Source organism: Photobacterium kasasachensis (assembly GCF_050336885.1).
Lineage (GTDB): Bacteria > Pseudomonadota > Gammaproteobacteria > Enterobacterales > Vibrionaceae > Photobacterium > Photobacterium kasasachensis.
On the sequence record NZ_JAKJSH010000007.1, the window covers coordinates 305,435 to 322,813 of the forward strand.

At 48.2% G+C, this 17,379-nt stretch carries 15 protein-coding genes; 7 read left to right on the forward strand and 8 right to left on the reverse strand.

Annotation, left to right across the window (positions count from 1 at the left end):
* Positions 1-65 precede the first annotated feature (65 nt).
* From L4D19_RS11215 to mocA, 7 genes are all read right to left on the reverse strand, one after another.
* Positions 66-1,460, reverse strand: a complete 1,395-nt coding sequence (locus L4D19_RS11215; protein ID WP_428452535.1) for an MATE family efflux transporter — start codon at positions 1,458-1,460, stop codon at positions 66-68.
* A 223-nt stretch (positions 1,461-1,683) separates the two neighbouring features.
* Complete coding sequence (locus tag L4D19_RS11220; RefSeq protein ID WP_428452536.1) at positions 1,684-2,583, reverse strand: FAD binding domain-containing protein; 900 nt, start codon at positions 2,581-2,583, stop codon at positions 1,684-1,686.
* Entirely contained in the window at positions 2,577-3,047 is a 471-nt protein-coding gene (locus L4D19_RS11225) for a (2Fe-2S)-binding protein (protein ID WP_160650084.1), read from the reverse strand. The genes L4D19_RS11220 and L4D19_RS11225 overlap by 7 nt, the downstream gene beginning before the upstream one ends.
* The gene (locus L4D19_RS11230; protein ID WP_428452537.1) at positions 3,044-5,236 is read right to left on the reverse strand and encodes a xanthine dehydrogenase family protein molybdopterin-binding subunit; all 2,193 of its coding nucleotides are present in this window, start codon (positions 5,234-5,236) and stop codon (positions 3,044-3,046) included. The genes L4D19_RS11225 and L4D19_RS11230 overlap by 4 nt, the downstream gene beginning before the upstream one ends.
* Positions 5,237-5,250: 14 nt before the next feature.
* Positions 5,251-6,579, reverse strand: a complete 1,329-nt coding sequence (ssnA, locus tag L4D19_RS11235) for a putative aminohydrolase SsnA (RefSeq protein ID WP_428452538.1) — start codon at positions 6,577-6,579, stop codon at positions 5,251-5,253.
* 14 nt (positions 6,580-6,593) lie between these two features.
* Complete coding sequence (gene ygfK, locus L4D19_RS11240) at positions 6,594-9,710, reverse strand: putative selenate reductase subunit YgfK (RefSeq protein WP_428452539.1); 3,117 nt, start codon at positions 9,708-9,710, stop codon at positions 6,594-6,596.
* Positions 9,711-10,236: 526 nt separating this feature from the next.
* A complete protein-coding gene (gene mocA, locus L4D19_RS11245; protein ID WP_428452540.1) occupies positions 10,237-10,818 on the reverse strand; it encodes a molybdenum cofactor cytidylyltransferase in 582 nt (193 codons plus the stop codon).
* Between the two features lie 46 nt (positions 10,819-10,864).
* Between mocA and yqeC the strand changes: the two genes are divergently transcribed.
* The 4 genes from yqeC (at position 10,865) to L4D19_RS11265 (ending at position 14,444) form a co-directional block, all read left to right on the forward strand.
* Positions 10,865-11,686 carry a selenium cofactor biosynthesis protein YqeC gene (gene yqeC / locus L4D19_RS11250; RefSeq protein WP_160650090.1) on the forward strand — a complete coding sequence of 274 codons (822 nt, stop codon included), beginning with the start codon at positions 10,865-10,867 and terminating at the stop codon, positions 11,684-11,686.
* A 39-nt stretch (positions 11,687-11,725) separates the two neighbouring features.
* Positions 11,726-13,324, forward strand: a complete 1,599-nt coding sequence (gene yqeB, locus L4D19_RS11255) for a selenium-dependent molybdenum cofactor biosynthesis protein YqeB (protein WP_428452541.1) — start codon at positions 11,726-11,728, stop codon at positions 13,322-13,324.
* Positions 13,325-13,355: 31 nt separating this feature from the next.
* Positions 13,356-13,802, forward strand: coding sequence for a MauE/DoxX family redox-associated membrane protein (locus L4D19_RS11260; RefSeq protein WP_160650092.1), 447 nt, complete (start codon positions 13,356-13,358; stop codon positions 13,800-13,802).
* A gap of 78 nt (positions 13,803-13,880) precedes the next feature.
* Positions 13,881-14,444, forward strand: coding sequence for a rhodanese-like domain-containing protein (locus L4D19_RS11265; protein ID WP_428452542.1), 564 nt, complete (start codon positions 13,881-13,883; stop codon positions 14,442-14,444).
* A gap of 117 nt (positions 14,445-14,561) precedes the next feature.
* On the opposite strand, the gene L4D19_RS11270 is transcribed toward L4D19_RS11265, so the two are convergent.
* Positions 14,562-15,011, reverse strand: coding sequence for a hypothetical protein (locus L4D19_RS11270; RefSeq protein ID WP_160650094.1), 450 nt, complete (start codon positions 15,009-15,011; stop codon positions 14,562-14,564).
* Between the two features lie 986 nt (positions 15,012-15,997).
* Here L4D19_RS11270 and L4D19_RS11275 point away from each other — a divergent pair.
* The 3 genes from L4D19_RS11275 to L4D19_RS11285 all read left to right on the forward strand — a co-directional run bounded on the left by L4D19_RS11275 (position 15,998) and on the right by L4D19_RS11285 (position 17,379).
* Positions 15,998-16,531, forward strand: a complete 534-nt coding sequence (locus tag L4D19_RS11275) for a DUF2975 domain-containing protein (protein ID WP_428452543.1) — start codon at positions 15,998-16,000, stop codon at positions 16,529-16,531.
* Positions 16,532-16,540: 9 nt separating this feature from the next.
* The gene (locus L4D19_RS11280; RefSeq protein ID WP_160650096.1) at positions 16,541-16,762 is read left to right on the forward strand and encodes a helix-turn-helix domain-containing protein; all 222 of its coding nucleotides are present in this window, start codon (positions 16,541-16,543) and stop codon (positions 16,760-16,762) included.
* A 500-nt stretch (positions 16,763-17,262) separates the two neighbouring features.
* A complete protein-coding gene (locus tag L4D19_RS11285) occupies positions 17,263-17,379 on the forward strand; it encodes a hypothetical protein (protein WP_160650097.1) in 117 nt (38 codons plus the stop codon).

Consider the following 17,379-nt stretch of genomic DNA (forward strand, 5'->3'; position numbering starts at 1 on the left):
GATAACTATCAACAGTGATAGTTGATAATCAGCAACTTGGGCTGTGCCAACCTTGGCTACCAAACTCAAGTGCTTGGCAGCGGAGACTTTTCCTCCTTATCCGGATCTTCAGTCAGGTTGTTCACCCAGCGCAAACTAGCGAGCCTTCGCATCGCTGGATAGAGTTTCACCAGCTCTTCACTTGTCATCATCAGAAGCACAAGCGGCAGAGACCACTCCAGCCAGATAGCCGCAAATGCCGTTACCGGGATTGCCCATACCCACTGGCAGAGTATATCCATATTCATGCAAAATTTTGCATCGCCCCCTGCTCTCAGCACACCAACAATCACGGTAATATTGACTGTCCGCAGCAATATACTCAGCGCCAGCACCGGGAAACAGCGGCTTGCCAGTTCCAGTACTTCAGAGCTGACCTCTGTATACAGAGAAATAATGAGCGCCTCTGCCAGCAACAGCAGTCCTCCCAACGCCACGCCTACGGCAACTGACGTTTTAAGCACATAGGTTGAATACGTTCTACTGAGTGAAAACTTACCGCTACCCAATGAATTACCCACCAAAATAGCCGTCGCACTCGACAGGCCATGGGCTACTGACAATGCAAATGACTCCAGTGGCGTCAGGATAGCCATCGTCGCCAGCTCGACTTCTCCGATTCGTCCAAGCAGCAGGTGGTAGGTGAACATGCCACCACTCCAAATTAAGCTGCCTGCGATGATCGGCAAAGATATCTCAAAATAGCGCTTCACTATCTTTTGATGAAAAGCACTTATCAAATGACTGATACCGAACGCCAATACCGGGTAGARGCGATATATAACCACCAGCAAGATGACAACCCGAACTGAGCGCGCAATCACGGTGCCTACCCCGGCCCCTRTCAGCCCCAGTGCCGGTACCCCCAAATGTCCGAAGATCAGCACGTAGTTCAGTACAATGTTCAGGCCGATCTCAACCAAGGAAATGTAGAGATTAATTTTAGTCTGGCCAATAGATCGCAGAGCGGCATCCAGGGTGATCGTCGGCCCGGCAAGAAATATCGCAACCCCCAGCAACTGCACATAACCTGCAGCCAGATCCATTGTCTCTGCACTCGGCTCAAACAAACCGGGAATAAAAGTCGGGAAAAAACCGCAGATCAGAAGAAACAGCGACGATGCCAATGTTGCTATCGCAGTCCCGAGAGCAAAGTTTCGTTTTAGCCCTTCTTCATCCCGAGCCCCCCAGTACTGAGCCAGCAATACGCCCATCCCTGTTCCCATTCCCCAGATACAGGCACTGGCGAGCCAAAACACACGAGCACCAATACCCGATGCGGCCACTTCCTGAGTGCCTAGCTGGCTAACCATCAGGTTATCGATAAAACCTAAGCTACTGAACAACAGGCTCTGCAACATCAGTGGCACACCCAGCACCACTAACCGGCGAAGATAATAGGAATATGACTGCTCGACCACTTGCTCTCCTTCACAATTTACCGAGGGCATCTATACCCGACTCAATAATATTTTCCTTACTATATAGATAGTTAGACAAATATCCTAAGTGTAAGCAATGAAAATTCATCCGCTCTTTTTCGGCAGATATCACTAGGGCGTACTGGCCAGATAAAGAGGGAAAAAAGGGGGCCGACAGGCCCCCATAAATTGAAAGAAAAGAAAATAAGAGGAAGGTTATAACCTATGACACACTTAGCTGGCTAAGCCAGCGTCTCAATAGATTGAGGGACGCCTGATGGCGGTATTCTGCGGTCGAACGTTGATCGTCAATAGGGCGGATAACTTCGCCATACATGGCGACAACTTCATCGACAAATCTCGGTTTGGCGAGTTTTTCCGTTGGCTGGCCAATCAACAGCGACTCCAGTTCACGGTTACGGACAACAGTCGGGCCTACAGCGCCAAACGCAACACGCCAGTCCACCAGCTTACCTTTGCCTGTACGACCTTTACTGATCTTCGCCATGCCAGCCATTGACAGTTTGGTCAGTGCGTTGGCAGCCCGGGTTCCCACCTTGTGATAGAACGCCTCGGGCAAATCAGGCTGCGGGATCACGACATGCGTCAACATCTCGCCTTGTTTTAGCTGAGTGAGACCCGGAGCAAGAATGAAGTCTTCCAGGGCCATTTCACGTTGACCCTGCAGGGATGACAACACAACGCGCGCATCAAGCAGGTAAAGCGCCGGCAGAGAATCTGCCGCCGGTGAGGCGTTACAGATGTTCCCGGCCATGGTTGCCCGGTTACGCAGCGCAGGCGCTGCTATCTTGGCAACACTCTGACGCAGGATATCAGGCACCTGAGGATGCCGCTCAATCTCGCTGAGGGGTACACCGGCACCAATGAACAGCGCAGAATCGACATCCCCTTCAGCCTGGGTTTCCAGACTGGCCTCAGTGATATGCTTGAGCTCTTCAATCGCGTCGACAAAAACCACATCACGGGCAAAACTCGGCGTCATACCCGGTCTGACACTGTGCTGTACCATTAAGTCCGTTCCGCCGGAGAACAATGTATGGTCACCAACAGCAAGCTTATCCAGCGCCTGCTCCAAAGTATCAGGACGATATACCTCTACCATAATCCCTCTCCTTTTTCGCTGGCGATCCTCGCGGCATCGACAATCATCCCGTAACCGGTACAGCGGCAAAGGTTACCCGATATCGCGGTTCTGATTTCCTGCTCGCTCGGCTTGGCATTGACTTCAAGCAGTGCATACAGTGCTAGCACCATACCCGGCGTACAGAAGCCGCACTGCACTCCTTTAGCCTCAAGCAGCGCATCAATCACACACTGCCCTTTCTCGGTCTGGCGTAGCCCTTCCAGCGTCATCAGTCTGGCGCCTTCCGCCTGAGCGATAGGCATCATGCAAGCATTGACCAACTTGCCGTTAAACAGGATAGAACAGGCCCCGCACTCCCCTTCACCACAGCCTTCCTTGGTTGCTGTCTTATTCAGGTTTCCGCGCAATGTGTTCAGTAGCGATTGCATCGGGTCGGCTTCAACCTCAACCAGCTCATCATTTAGGTAGAACTCGATCTTCATTTTGCCTTCCCTCCTTCTACTGCCTTGCCAGCCTCTGCCGTTTCCTCTGCATACAGCGCCTGACAGATTTTCTCAGGTGTTACCGGTATGGATGACAACGTCTTGCCTATGGCCGCTTCAACCGCCGCAGCAAAAGCTGCCGCACCACCGTTATGGGTCAACTCACCGCCCCCCTTGGCACCATTAGGGCCAAACGGATACGGGTTATCCACCAAATCACTTCCGATCGCCGGGACATCAAGCGATGTCGGGATCACATAGTCAGCCATGGTTTTCTGGGCAAAAACCCCGTCTTTATTCAGCTCCATTTTCTCGCAGCTACCGTACCCCAGCGCCTGTACCAAGCCACCGTCAATCTGGCCCTTGAACACAACCGGATCAATCGCCCGACCGATGTCATACACCGCCCATGCACCGATAATGTCCGTCTCGCCAGTCGCCATATCGACCTCAACCTCGACGACATTTGCACCATAGCTGGTCGCCTGATAGGCATTGCCCTGATAGGTACTCTGGTCCCAGACGTGGTAGTCCGGCTTGCGGTAGATCTCTTCGATTTCCTGCGGCTCACCTTCCTGCCAGTTAAGTTGCAGTTTCTGAGCTGCTTTCTCAATCAGGTAACCAACAATCAAGATCGAGCGTGATGCCACCGTCGGGCCGGAGTCCGGCACAATGCCTGTATCAGGTACCGCCAGCTGAATCGTCTCCAACGGACGGTTCATTGTTTCGGCAACAATCTTACGGAATGTCAGGCTTAGCCCCTGACCGATATCAGTATTGGATGCGAGGATCCGAATGGTTCCATCGGCAAGCTTATTCAAGCGAACTCTTGCCCGTACCAGGGTATCTTCCAGATCACCGGCAAAACCACAGCCATGCTGGAAGACCGCCAGGCCGATCCCTTTGCGTTTACCGCTACCCTGACAATGTTCGTCGCTATCAGGCTGGAACGCATTCAGCGTCGTCTTGGTGTTGTACTCCGACAGGCTCAACACCCGCTCCAACATCTCATCCAGCACCAGATCACCGAAGATCTTCGATCCAGTCAGCGTGGTCGAGTCTGATTTAAGGAAATGACGTTGCTTAAACGCCGCCGGGTCTTCGCCAACTTTCTTGGCGATATGGTTCATGTGGGTTTCCATGCAGAAACAGTTCTGCGGTGAGCCAAAGCCACGGAATGCCCCAGTCGGTACGGTATTGGTTGTCCAGGCATGGCCTTCGACACGGACATTAGGAATATCGTAGACATTGGTCGCGGTGGTCAGCGAACGTTGGAGAACAATGCCGGAAAGGCTGAGATAGGCGCCGGAATTAATATCAAAATTCAGCTCCATGGCAACAATATTGCCATCGGCGTCAATCCCGGTTCGGTAGTGGAATTCTACCGGGTGGCGCTTAGAGGTAAACTGAATATCTTCACTACGCTCAAGCACAATTCTGACAGGTCTTTGCAACCGCTCTACCGCAACGGCCAACGGTCCGGCAAGGACATCAGGGTAGTCTTCCTTACCGCCGAAGCCGCCACCTGTCGGGCACTGAATCGCGCGCACTCTGTCGTGACCGAGGAGTACTGCCATACAGTGGTGAACATAGAAGGGACATTGCATCGACCCTTCGATAACGATCTTGCCGTCTTTGGGGTAGCCGACACACCCCTGGGTTTCAAGGTAGATATGCTCCTGATACCCGGTGCTGCACGTTTCTTCAATTATCGTTACAGCCTGTGCAAAACCCTCGTCGATATCACCTTTAGTCAACGTATGAGTATCAAGCACATTGTCTGTTGAATGAATGGCGCCATCGATGAGTGCTTTCGATTGTTCAATCGTATAAGCCGGCGTCAATGGTGAGTATTCTACCTCTATTTGTTGCAGGAGTTGCTCTATCACATCCGGGTCAGGGCCGACCAGCAGATAGATAACCTGACCGACGAACCGCACTTCTTTGTCGGCAAACGCCGGCCAGTCTATTTCTACGATGGGGAGTACATTTTGTCCCGGCACATCATTGGCACCAAACAGATGGTAGCCTTCTGGCATGGCCGGGATCTTAGCCGATTTAATGACGCCTCTGGGGCAAGAAGAGCGGTAGAACCGCCCTTCTAACAGTCCCTCGTAATGGCGGTCGGCAATATACTTAGCTTCACCTGTGGCTTCTGCCCACTTGAATCGAGTATTAACCGTATCCATAACGGGATCTCACATTAGTCTAATTGATCCATTGTCTTCCATAGACGCTGGGCTACTTTGCTGGCTTCAGCATAGATAGGCGCAACATCGAACGGGAATGCACGATCTTCATACACAAAACGTCCTTCAACGATAACGCTGTTGACGTTGCCCGCATTGATGCCGAAGGCAATATGCCCAGGCAGGTTGTCCGCCACGAATGGCGTCGGGCTGGTGTAGTCAAGAATGGTCAAGTCAGCCTTGTTTCCGGGATCCAGGCGACCAAACTTGGCGCCAAAGTTCCGGGCAAGGATTTCATTACCGTTCCACAGGCTGCGGGTAAAGCTGTCAGGCCAAAGCGGACCACCAGCATCACGATGCTTGAAGAAGGCAAACTTAAGCTCTTCGAACATATCGGCACCAATACCATCGGTACCCAACGCGACATTCTTGAAGCGAGTCAGCTTATGGTTGTAACCCACATTGTTGTTCATGTTTGAACGGGCGTTGTGGGCCAGGAAGGCATCTTTGGCATTCAGGATGTCGATATCACGGTCAGACAGGAACAAGCCATGAGCCAGCAAAGTCTTCTCGTTGATTAGACCAAAGCTGTCGAGACGCTCGACAATATCCTGGCTGTAATGATGGTGGCTGTGTGTCACGTCGTAGCGGTCTTCTGCAACATGGACATGAATACCACGCCCTGTTGCCTGGACAGCCTCAGCCATCATTGCCAAACCTTCGTTGGTCACAGTGAACGGCGCGTGGGCACCGATGTGCGCTTCAACCAGGTACGGTTCTGTGCCTTCTTCCTTGGCACGGTCGACAAGCTGGGCGAAGGCGATGTTCTCTTCGACACCGGCCATCATCTCCTTCATGCCGCCGTTACGGTCGGTGGTTTCAAAACAGGTCATACCGCGCAGGCCAGCTTTCAGGAAACCTTTGCGCAGGGTATTTAGCGAACCTGCGATGTAATTAGGTGATGCATGGTGGTCAATCACCGACGAACAACCGTTTTTGATTGCTTCTAGCGAGCAGATCAGGCCGCTGTAGTAAAGCGCTTCTTCATCCAGCGCTCGGTCCATCCGCCACCACAGGTTCTTCAGGATTGAGATAAAGTCCGGGCTTGGCTTGATATCAGCCATGATGCCGCGGGCAAGACCCGAGTAAAAATGGTTGTGCGAGCAGACAATACCCGGCATAACCAGTTTACCCTTCATCTCCTTGACAGTAGCATCCGGGTATTTTGCTGCCAGATCCGAACCAACTTCCTTGATTACGCTACCATCAATCAAGATATCTACGCTTTCTTTGATCAGTGCAGGTTCAAACTGCACTGCCGTTGCATTTTTAAGTAATAACATTCCTGACTCCTCACCTATACATCTACTTTGCCAAGAAGATAACGATGATTTGCATGCACATAGCTGATCATGGTTGCTTCATCTGCCATCGACTCAGGCATATCCAGTTCGCTTTGCTCATTAATGCTGAAGGTATATGTTTCGCCCTGAGTACGGACAAGTACCTCTTCGCCTTCAATGTAGAAACCTGCATTGGTGCTATTGGCAAAGTCACCGCGTAGGTTGAAGATGGTAAACTTGTCTTTATATGGCTTGCTATCCCATGGACAGAACTGGGCACAGTTGCCACATTCGTTACAGTAGGCGTCAATATGCAATGTCTGGTACTGATCTTTGAAACCAGGAATTGGCAGTGAAATATTGGCGCGGTTCGGACACACATCCACACACTTGCTACAGATATACGAACATTCCAAACAACGTTTTGCTTCTTGCTCGATAAAGTCTTCGCGGTCAGATTCTTCAAGCTTGTTCGCGCTGATCATCTTGACCTGGATATCGCCTTTACGGGCATAGACAGCATCGGCCTTCACTTCAGAAGAAACTTCTTTCTCCTGCTCAAGCTGCGCTTCACGAGCCAGAATCGCTGTTGCCGCTTTGCGACCGCCGGAAATGGCAGAAACAATCGACGATGGACCAGTCTGGGCATCACCCATCAGGAACACATTCTCAACTGCAGTTTCGCAAGTCTTCGCATCGACAGCCGGCCAGCCATCTTCACCCATCGGAATACCGATACGGCCAAGTACGTCACGGTTTGACTGTTCACCAACCGCAGTGACCAGTGCATCAACCTGAAGCTCAACGGTCTTGTCGGTCGCTACCGGACGGCGACGGCCTTTCTCGTCTGGCTCGCCCAGCTCCATCACACGGGCTGTCAGTTTGCCATCGGCATCGTACTGCTCTGGGTTGGTCAGGAACATGAACTGCACGCCATCTTCCACGGCTTCTTCGTACTCTTCCTTGTAAGCAGGCATTTCAGCAATCGTACGGCGGTACAGGATGGTAACTTTCTCGACACCGTCAACCTTAAGGGCAGCACGGGCACTATCCATTGCTGTATTACCGGCACCGACAACAGCGACGTGTTTGCCAAGTTCCAGCTTCTCACCATCGTTAAAGCTGCGGAGGAATTCGAGTGACTTGAACACCTTGGTGTTATCACCAGACAGTGAAATCGGGTTGCCCTTATCGGCACCTATGCCCAGACAGATATACTTGAAGCCGCTTGATTTCAGTGTTTCCACTGTCATATTCGGGTTGCAGCCGTATTCGATATGAACACCATGATCTTTGACGAAATCAATATCGTGCTGGATCACTTCGGCAGGAATACGGAACTGAGGAATGATGTTCTTCACTACACCACCGGCATTGTGCTCTTTCTCAAACACAGTGACAGGGTGACCAGCACGGGCCATGAAGTATGCTGCTGACAAGCCCGCAGGACCGGCACCAATGACCGCAACTGGGTGCTTGGCTTTATCCATGTCTGGCTCATGCCACTTGGCCTTGTAGCCATCCCAGCCTTTATCCAGTGCAATTTTCTTCATTTCACGGATATTCAGCGCACCTTCGTAGTCACGGCGGGTACAGTTGTACTGACACTGGTGATCACAAATGTGACCAGTAATGGCAGGCAGGGCATTACGCGAGTAAATCACTTCCAGCGCTTCGGTGTACTTGTGCTCGCCCATCAGACGAATGTACTCAGGGATATCCTGGCTGATCGGACAGGCGGTCACACATGGTGCAACATAACAGTCAGTCAACGGCACGGCTTTCTTCACACTGATCTCTTCCGGACCACGCCACTCTTTCTGGACGTAATCAGCAACCAGTGACTTCGCCGCCAGGGCTTCTAGCTTGACTAGGTCAACCTTCTGCATGCCCCACTCTTCACTGGATTCCAGCTCATTGGCGCAGTCGGTCAGACGCAGGTAACCGCCAGGCTTGAGCAGATCGGTCGCCATGGTGATCGGACGAATACCGGTTTCGAAGATTTCTTTGATGTTGAACTTGCTGGCACCACCGGAGTAAGAGATTGGCAGCATGCCGTCAAACTCACGTGATAATTCAAGCGCTACGTTAATTGATAGCGGGAACAAGGCTCGGCCGGACATATACATCTCTTTGTCTGGCAGACGGCCTTTACGGTTCAATGTACCCAGGGTGTTAGTCAGTTTAACACCGAAGCCGATACCTTTTTCTTTGCCCAGGTCTACCAGGCGATGCAACATGGCTTTGGCATCTTCAATCTGCAGGTCGTGACTGAACGACTCTTCGCTCAGGGCAACATAGTCAAAGCCAGCGTTGTCAAGAATGCCACGTACACGTTCAAAGCCCAACAGAGTCGGGTTCAGTTTTACGAACGTGTTGATGCCCTTGTCTTCAATCATGTAACGACAGATCGCTTCAATTTCATTCGGTGGGCAGCCGTGCATAGTAGACAGGGTGACACCGCGAGTCAGCTGGGGAGGAATGGTATCCGACAGCTTGTTCAGACGTTCGAAACGGTGCTCGAAACCAAAGGATTTAACGAAATCCGGATCAGTTATGAAGCTGTTTAGCTCGGCGATATAGGCATGGAAGCTTTCATGCTCGCTTGAATCGAGCATATCGTGGATATACTTCTGCATCGGCGCAGTCTGAATACCCGCAAGATCGTACCCCACACTCATATTGAACACGAAAGACTTCTCTTCGCCATCCGCACGCGGGGCAAAGACTTCTTCCAACAAGTGAAGTGCAATCCACGCTTTGAGGTACTCATCATAAGCTTTGATCAGAGTGAACTCTGTCGACCACTCGGTATTAAAGCACTCATCCTCGGCGTCGATACATGGCTTGGCTATTTCCAGCTGATCCAGTTTCTGAACTGTTTTCAGCTCCATGAAACGTCCACCGGCAAGCCATGAGGAAATGATGTTTTGCGCCAGCTGGGTGTGCGGACCGGCAGCAGGGCCTACAGGGGTTTCACAGTTTTCGCCCCAGACGGATAGATCCTTGGCACTCTCCTTGCGATAAAATTGCTTCGATGGTATCCCAAAAATTGACTGGCTCTCTTTATACTCGCTAAAGATGCGATTGAGTAGCTCGCCAAACGGAACGGGACGCATGATGTCTCCCATGATAGATCTCCTTGATGCTGTATTTTTCTTGTATTTTCACAGCCAGCACATTTCGTTGTGCAATGCGTAGGGCTCAGAGTGATAGGCTGAAATAAATCAGCCAGCTATGGGACTTAAAGAGCAACTACTGCGCCAAACTTTAAAATCAAGATCATCCAGACGAACTTTCATCGCTATTTTCGTGACCCATGTCGAAACAAAGGACAATTGTGTGAACACGCGCAATATAGGAAGGAAGGGCTAATTAATAATAAGAATGAATAATAAATGAGTATGATTCTTAATTCAGTCGATTTTTCTATCAAATTAATAAATTGCTATCACTTTGATACCGATAAATATGATAGCAACTATCACGGAAAGAAAAGTAAAACGGATTTTCGACAGAAGAAATCAAACTTCAATTTTCGGATGAAGAGAAAATTAATTCGATTTGAAATCACACTATATTAATAGCAATAATTAGGCGGGTACTTCCTGATATCAATTTGATAAAAAGTTACTATCAACTCTCATAATGATAGGACTATTGTGAGCGCTGGCACAGTCGCTCGTATGCCGCTGGAGTGTCAACATCAAAATAAATATCTGTTTCAGTAAGCTCGGCATATTTCACCTCACCACTATATATGATGCGTTTCATTTTGCCGTCAAAAGGCGCCGATAGGATTTGGGCTTTCAGTGTGGCAGGAAGCAGCACCGGATGACCAGGGCGCTCAGCCGTGCCGGGAAACACCGTATAGCTGCCACGTTTTTCCCATACCCGACGATAAATATCGGGCGAAATACACGGCATGTCACCATGGCAGATAAAGAAGTGCTTAGTTTTAACCTGCTTGGCCCCTTGTTGAATCGAGCTAAACATTCCTTGCTCATAGTGAGTGTTAACTACCACCTCAACACCTTGTTTTTTCTTATACCTGCAGGCTAACTCATCGCCACGATGGCCCGCAACCAATATTACCCGTGAGCAAAAGCCAAGTGCATTTTCGATACTTTCATCAAGGATTGTATGGTGCCGGTAAGGTAGCATCATCTTCCAGCATCCCATCCGGGACGACAGACCGGCAGCAGGCATTACACAATCGACTTGTTGGTATTGAACCATTGTTATTACTCACTTTATTGGCACTTATTGCACGATTGGGAACGACATGAAGTCAGGAAAAAATTATCGCGCACTATGCGCTACACAATTCGATATTCCGCTTGGTGGATCACTCGTGATTGCTCTTGTTGGCGGCGGAGGAAAAACATCCGCGGCTTTTTGGCTTGCCAACCAATTCAAAAATCAAGGGCACTGCGTATTTGTCAGCACCACGACAAAAATGTATTTACCTGATAGCTATCAAGCTGACAACTTTATTAATCTTGAGCACAATCACAATCAACTAATACCATACTCACATCTTGATTTATCGGAACCAAGTATCACTTTTTGCTATAAAAACAAAATAGCCAGCAATAACAAAAGTGACAAAATTAAAGTGTCCGGAGTCACACCTGAACTCATCGATAAATTAAAAAATGACTCGCCTTTCACAGTTTTTATTATTGAGTCTGATGGCGCCAAATGTTTGCCCATAAAAGCTCCCGATAGGCATGAGCCTTGCATTCCAATTACTTCGGATATGGTTATCGGTGTAACTGGCGCAGAAGTTATTCACACTCGGGCTATCCCCGAGAGAATTCATCGATGGAACATTTTTTCTGCCCTTACCCAATGTTCAACTGGTGACATCATTGATCACCGGATATTAGGCAACCTGATTGAACATCAACAAGGAATGTTTAAGCACGCTCCTGAACAGGCCATCAAGATTTGGTTAATAAATAAAATAGACTTGGCCGCTAACTACTCAGCCCTAACCCAGTTAGCCCATAAGGTCATTAGTAATACCGCACATCTTGATGCCATCTGGCTAGCTGCAATGAACAGTCAGGCACCGATAAAAAACGTACTGACGAGAGATTAGCTAATCACCTCTCGTCGCGAGACATTGAGGTCATGATTGATGAACATTTTTGCTAAAGCCGCACAACTAGAAGAAGAGAACGTCCCATTTGCCCTGGCAAATATTATTGAAACCCGCGGCTCGGCACCGCGCCACTCTGGGCAGATGATCGTAAAGGCAGACGGTTCAATCATCGGGACAGTCGGTGGCGGGATGATTGAACGTTACGTTATCGAGCAGTCGCTGGAAGCGTTACAGGAAAGAAAGCCCCGCGTTGTAAAAGGACGGATGACCCGTTCAGGCCCGGACGCCATGGACATGGACTGCGGCGGTGCGATGAGTGTATTCATTGATGTCTATGGCCTGCGCCCCAGCCTGCTCTTAATTGGTGCCGGGCATGTCAACCGCGCTGTTGCCCATGCTGCCCATGTGCTCGGATTTGATATTACCGTCGCCGATGCCTATGAAGAGAGCCTTGCCGAAGAGCACTTTCCTGCCGGAACCAAGCGGGTTCTCGGCCAGAATATGGAAGATGCTATCGACAAGCTCGATATCAACAAAGACAGTTTCGTGGTTATTGCCACCAACCACCAGGATCAGGATGCAATCACCAAAGTTGTTGACTGCGATACCCGATATATTGGCCTGATGGCAAGCCGCCGCAAGGTACAGACCTTGTTTAACCATCTACGAAAATGCAATGTCAGCGAAGCGCACATTCAGGCAATCCACTCCCCAATAGGCTTCAACATCGGTGCCGAAACCCCCGAAGAAATTGCCATCAGCATCATGGCAGAGATCCTCAAAGTGAAACATCAGTCTGCAGGCGGATTAATGAAAGACGATACTCGCCTGAATCGTAATAAACTGGTTTTAATCCGTGGCGCAGGAGATATTGCTACTGGTGTTGCGATCCGCCTCAAAAATGCAGGATTTAAAGTGGTTATGACCGATATTTCGCAGCCAACTGTGATTCGCTGCACGGTCTCTTTTGCCCAGTGCCTGTACGGTAATCCTGCCGAAGTTGAAGGGATCACCGCCCAAAAAGCGAAAAGTTGCGAAGAAGTATTCAAGTTACTCGACGACAACAAAATCCCTGTCATGGTGGATGAAGATTGTTGCTCACTTGCCAGCCTGAAACCGACATTTGTTGTCGATGCCATTCTGGCCAAGCGTAATCTGGGCACAACACGAGACATGGCTCCAATCACTATCGCGCTCGGCCCGGGTTTTACCGCCGGCGAAGACTGTGATGCGGTTATCGAGACAAACCGGGGTCACTACCTCGGACGCATTATCTACAACGGTGTCACCCAGGCCAACACAGGAATCCCCGGTAATATTGCTGGCTACACCCACCAGCGTGTGCTGCGCGCTCCCTGTGACGGCATTATGCATAACCACGTCAAGCTCGGCGATATCGTAGAAGAAGGGGATGTTATTGCCCATATTGGCGACAGCCCGGTTGTTGCCCCGCTAGGCGGTATGGTGCGGGGACTGCTGAATGATGGGCTCACCGTCACGGAAGGATTCAAAATTGGTGATATTGACCCGAGAGGCATCGAGGCCGACTTCACCACCGTTTCTGACAAAGCCAGAGCGATCGGTGGCAGCGTACTGGAAGCCATGCTTCACCTCGAGCACACCGTGTTGAATTAAGTTTTAACTATAAATAGAAGTGAGTATCGCTATGAAAACACGTGGGTATATTCATCGTTTCGTCACCAGCTTCGTCCTGCTTTCAGCAGCCGCTATCGCCCTGAAAGGCTTCTTTCATCCCGAACAGACTGCGCTATTGCTGTTAGATACCGGGCTGGTGCCCGCCATGTATGCCGATGTACTGGCATTCTCACTTCCTTTTGCGCTGGCAGTTTGTCTCTCGCTGGCCTTCTTCGAGCTGACCTCCATTGCCCCCATCGTGGCCTGTCTGGCGCTGTATATGCTGCCGTCCGGGATCGCGCTGTACCAGGGGCTGCATTTTGACTGCGGCTGCTACCTGCCAGGATCTTTGGAATCACAAGTCTATAGCGAACTGGAACCGCAATTTATTGTCCTGCTGCTAATAACCTTCTTTACAGCCGGACTGTACTATTTCAATAACCAGCGCCCAGTTCACAACAAAGCACACCTTACCTAAATGCGGTGTGGTTATTAATTTTATTTCGTCACTTTTCGCCGCATTTTTGCGGCGAACTTCAACCAATAAGGACTTATCATGCCATTCAGCAAATCTCGTCTTCAGCGTCCTCGTCGTAGCTTCTGGCTCAATGCATTCATTTTGGCAGCAGGTCTTCTGATCTTGCCCCTAACCGCTAATGCCGGTTTGTTTTCCGGTAAGTTCGAAGCAGAAGTCCAAACAGAACAGGTCGCTATCAAGCTGCACAACGACACTCTGGCTGGCGGCTACCAGTTGATTGACACCCAAGGCCTGAAAGCCCTTCTCGACACCAAGGAAGAGGTATTGGTCGTCGATGCCATGCCGTATAAGGACAGCTACAAGAAAGAACATATCCCGGCAGCGATGCAGTTTGAATTCCCGATTGCCTCAATGCCAGAGTGGAAAGTAACTGGTACAGATGGTAAAACTCAGGAAAACTTCGCGGCTTTGCTTGGTACCGACAAAAACAAGACGCTCGTTTTCTACTGCGGATTTGTTAAATGTGGCCGAAGCCACAATGCTGCCGCATGGGCCATCAAAATGGGCTACAACAACGTCTATCGCTACCCTGGCGGCATCTACGCATGGAAAGGTGCCGGTTTCGACACCGAAAGCGAATAAGTTAGGCCGATTAACTCAGCGCCTAAAGCATCAATAGCGAAAGCGGGACAATAGTCCCGCTTTTTTGTACCTTGAAAAGCCTCTGCATCCAGTCGATGTCCTCCGCAAGAGATACTGCTAGAAAGTGATCTGTGAATCTAGCGTCACCACAAGGTTATAGTTTTTAGTATCAATCAGGCCGACAGGAACAATGCCAAAGTTAAAACTTAGCCAATCAATAGGAAGCATCCGAAGGTAAGGCTGGGCCAGAGGCACTACATCCATCCCCGACTCTTCCTTATAGCCAGTTACCCCACCCAGACGAATACCAAGCCCCATATAAGGATTCATGTCGTATTCAAACGTTTTGTAGGCAGCAACACTCTGGCGCGAGTAGCTATTTTCAAAGCCTATAACACCATAGCTAGCATATTCAACGCCAATGCCCAAATTGGTCTCGTTAAGGTCAATACATTGATTACTAGCGCAATAGAAATGTTTACTTGCCAGTGGCAATGTCACCCTGAGCTCGCTGGCGCTATTAGGCAAAGCAGCAAAGGCGAGTAATATCGCAAATGCTTTCTTCATGTTGGTTTCCTACGTTTTATTATTTTGAATACCACGCACCCCAGCCTTGGAGAGTAATCACTCCAATTTATCTTTATGGTGCCTTCAATGAGTTACTACACAGAATTAGAAGCAAATATCATTTATTGCTTTTATCTTACTGATATCAAGCGCCTTCACTCTTTATTATTGTATGGTTTAATTACGAAACTAATTAGAAAACAGAGAATTAAATTAAGAAACTCCCCTTTCAGAAAAATAATCCTATATTATCTGGACTCACAAGCATCAAATTATTCAATTAGTCACTTATTGAATTCACCCCAAGAGCGCCAAAAAACATAAATCATTGATTTAGAATGCAATATTAAGATCTCTGTATATATGGGTTTTTCTTTCTGTCCTAATTATGAAAATCGTCTTCTTATTAAGAATAAGCCTATGATGACGAATATTATTATTCAGTCAAATAAAAACTGACCGTTTTTTTACTTTATCAGTCTTGATAATGAGAAAAAGTACCAAACCTCACGCTAAGCTTTTGAGTGATAAAAAATTTATTCACTAATATTATTTTGAGATGTTCTGCGCAATTTTGTTATTTTTTTGTCTTTCTCATCATGGATATAAAACCCAGTGAATATTTATATTGTCATATTACCATTTGTTTCTATAGGGTTTATTTTCACACATTTTAAACCACGCCAAATAATAGAGCATTAGCTCTGGTCGATTTAATTCTATCACTCTATTTTGTCTGCCAAATCAAGTACTATACCCAGTGGTCTGAAATGTCTCATGTAGCAGATCTCTTCATATTTTTCGCAGCCAAAGCCCTTCCCTGTGACAAGCTGGAACTCTAGCTCTTTGATTTGTAAGCTAACTTTCAGTACCGCTTTATCTGTATCAATGAAACAACACTAAACTTATCGTTTTTCGATAATTTTTTATTGAACTACGTCGTGTCGAATGTCAAGATATATACAAATCTACACGGGGAACTATGTATGTCTGTTCAAAATGCCATTCAAACACTTAGCCGGCGGCTTCTTATCCTACTTTGGGTCATCCTGCTATTTACACCGCTATCAATCACATTTATCTGGTTCTACGGAACACTTGTTGAGTCCGCCAGTGGGGTAAGCCTGGAGTTTTCGTTCGATGTCAGTTTGCCGCTGACTGTCGGAAAATCGTTAATGGGTTACCCGTTTGCTCTACTGCCATCACTCGTTTACATGGCAATCATCTGGCAGTTAATCTGCTTGTTCCGCCTCTATCAGTTAGGCGATGTATTCACACAAGCGAACGTTTCCTGCTTCAGGCGTATCGCTAACTTGATGATTGCGACACCTGTTATCAGCGTACTATCCGACATGCTGCTAGGTGCCGTTCTGTCTATTGGCCAGGAAAACTTTAATATAGGATTCACTATTGATGACAGTGACTTGACGATTTTACTGATTGGCCTTACGGTGCGTGCTATTTCGCACGTTATGACGCTGGCGAAGGATATTAAAGAAGAAAACGAGCTAACAGTTTAGGATAACAACATGCCAATTATCATTAATTTAGATGTAATGCTGGCAAAGAGAAAGATGCGCTCAAATGAACTCGCAGCCAAGATCGGTATTACAGAGCAAAATCTATCAGTACTCAAAAATGGTCGAGCCAAGGCACTCCGGCTGACAACGCTCGAAGCGATATGCAAGCACCTTAACTGTCAGCCCGGAGACATTCTCGAGTATAAAGGTGAAACAGATGCCAACGAGTAGATAAGCTATTTTCATACTCATACCAGACACTGATAGTAGGGACACATACAACAACACGTATGTGTTTCCTTTGTTATTAACAGAAAACTAAAGCGCATTACGTTGAGATCAATACTAACCTAACCCCAACAAGCACAATGTTGCCACGATGTTAATTTAACTAGGTATTTTCCTTACCTCTCCTACCGCTATTTTTCGAAACAATCTAAACCAAACCATCTCCAAACCACTTCCAAAAACCACCAAAAAACGCTACCAAAGTGGTATTGCTCGTAGCGGCAATTTGTGGAAAAGCATACCTTTATCACATTCCTATCAATTATTTAAAATTAGTCAAAATTCACCCATCGAATACCATAAAAATAAAATGGTTATTTTTCATTAACCTACAAAAAATCCATTAATATTCTTTCACATTCAATAACATACGCTCGCATTTCTATATCTGCCATTCACACCCTCTCATTAGAATGAATAAAAAAACACGCGAGGTGAGTTTTATGACAGCAATAAAACAACAAGAATTGAGATCAACATTTCTTTACACATTTGTTATTTTCCCTGCACTTACAGCAGGTGCGGTAGGCCTTTATGGTTTGGCAGCGTGGCTGCTGTAA

Bases quoted from the DNA above. Each gene is read 5' to 3' on its own strand.
- L4D19_RS11220 (WP_428452536.1), bottom strand. From the start codon at position 2,583: ATGGTAGAGGTATATCGTCCTGATACTTTGGAGCAGGCGCTGGATAAG.
- L4D19_RS11225 (WP_160650084.1), bottom strand. From the start codon at position 3,047: ATGAAGATCGAGTTCTACCTAAATGATGAGCTGGTTGAGGTTGAAGCC.
- L4D19_RS11230 (WP_428452537.1), bottom strand. From the start codon at position 5,236: ATGGATACGGTTAATACTCGATTCAAGTGGGCAGAAGCCACAGGTGAA.
- ssnA (WP_428452538.1), bottom strand. From the start codon at position 6,579: ATGTTATTACTTAAAAATGCAACGGCAGTGCAGTTTGAACCTGCACTG.
- ygfK (WP_428452539.1), bottom strand. From the start codon at position 9,710: ATGGGAGACATCATGCGTCCCGTTCCGTTTGGCGAGCTACTCAATCGC.
- mocA (WP_428452540.1), bottom strand. From the start codon at position 10,818: ATGGTTCAATACCAACAAGTCGATTGTGTAATGCCTGCTGCCGGTCTG.
- yqeC (WP_160650090.1), top strand. From the start codon at position 10,865: ATGAAGTCAGGAAAAAATTATCGCGCACTATGCGCTACACAATTCGAT.
- yqeB (WP_428452541.1), top strand. From the start codon at position 11,726: ATGAACATTTTTGCTAAAGCCGCACAACTAGAAGAAGAGAACGTCCCA.
- L4D19_RS11260 (WP_160650092.1), top strand. From the start codon at position 13,356: ATGAAAACACGTGGGTATATTCATCGTTTCGTCACCAGCTTCGTCCTG.
- L4D19_RS11265 (WP_428452542.1), top strand. From the start codon at position 13,881: ATGCCATTCAGCAAATCTCGTCTTCAGCGTCCTCGTCGTAGCTTCTGG.
- L4D19_RS11270 (WP_160650094.1), bottom strand. From the start codon at position 15,011: ATGAAGAAAGCATTTGCGATATTACTCGCCTTTGCTGCTTTGCCTAAT.
- L4D19_RS11275 (WP_428452543.1), top strand. From the start codon at position 15,998: ATGTCTGTTCAAAATGCCATTCAAACACTTAGCCGGCGGCTTCTTATC.
- L4D19_RS11280 (WP_160650096.1), top strand. From the start codon at position 16,541: ATGCCAATTATCATTAATTTAGATGTAATGCTGGCAAAGAGAAAGATG.
- L4D19_RS11285 (WP_160650097.1), top strand. From the start codon at position 17,263: ATGACAGCAATAAAACAACAAGAATTGAGATCAACATTTCTTTACACA.